The following is a 1,211-nucleotide window of genomic DNA, read 5'->3' as shown; positions in this document are numbered from 1 at the left end:
ACGTGTCCCGATAGGGGCCTTCGCGACAGGCACCGTCACAGTCTTGACCGCCCCCGGCCCGGCGACGGCCACCGGTTCCCGAGGCGATCAGGAGAGGCGACCTTGACCAGCATCACGCAGCCCAATGCCCCATGTCACGTCCCTGCGGACACTGAGGACGTCCTGCTCGGAGTGGACACCCACAAGGACGTCCACGCTGCAGCCGTCATCACCGTTCTCGGCGCCGCCCTGGACGGCCGCAGCTTCCCCGCGACCGCTGATGGCTATCGGCAACTCGTCGACTGGGCATGATCCTTTGGCGTGCTGCGACGGGCTGGTGTTGAATGCACCGGCTCCTACGGAGCTGCCCTGGCACGGCACCTGCGCGCCGAAGGGATCGAGGTGACCGAGGTCAACCAGCCTGACAAGGCCGCCCGACGCCGCCACGGCAAGACCGACGCCATCGACGCCGAGGCTGCCGCCCGCGCCGTGCTGACCGGACGCGCCACCGCCGCGGCGAAGACCAGCGACGGTCCAGTAGAGATGCTCCGGCTGTTCAAGCTGGCAAAAGGGTCCGCGATCAAGTCCAGAACCCAGGCGATCAACCAGCTCAAGAGCGTCTTGGTCTCGGCTGACACCACCCTGCGCGAGTCACTGGCGGGGCTGAGTAACCCGCATCTGTTCAAGCGGTGCGCCGAGCTGGACGCTCAGCACGCATCCGGGCCGGCCGGGGCTGCCCGCCACACCTTGAGGCTGCTGGCCCGCCGCATCCGGCACCTCACCGAGGAGATCGACGATCTCAACAAGCGGATAGCCGAGGCCGTCGAAGTCAGTACGCCGGGCTTGCTGGAAGTCCGTGGCGTCGGCCCAGACAGCGCCGCCGCCCTGCTCATCTCGGCCGGCGACAACCCTGAGCGACTTGTCAGCGAGGCGTCCTTCGCAGCCTTATGCGGCACCAGCCCGGTCGAGGCCTCCTCCGGAAAGACGCAACGGCGCAGGCTGAACCGCGGTGGCGACCGCCAGGCAAATGCTGCCCTCTACCGGATCGTCCTCAGCCGTCTGCGCTGGGACGACCGGTCCCGGGACTATCTGCGGCGACGTCTTGCCGAGGGCAAGACACGCCGCGAGATCATCCGCTGCCTCAAACGCTACGTCGCGCGAGAGATCTACCGGCTCATCGTCCCGACACGCGCCCCCACTGACCAGACAGGACCCACCCCAGTCGCTGTTTG

At 67.9% G+C, this 1,211-nt stretch carries 1 pseudogene; it reads left to right on the top strand.

The annotated features are described in order from the left end of the window. Positions 1–102: 102 nt before the first annotated feature. Positions 103–1,211: pseudogene (locus ACZ3X1_RS37325) on the top strand (IS110 family RNA-guided transposase); the annotation flags it as partial.

The organism is Streptomyces sp. NPDC023541 (assembly GCF_055559995.1).
Note: the sequence above shows the minus strand (reverse complement) of the source record. Positions and strands in the feature narration are given on the sequence as shown.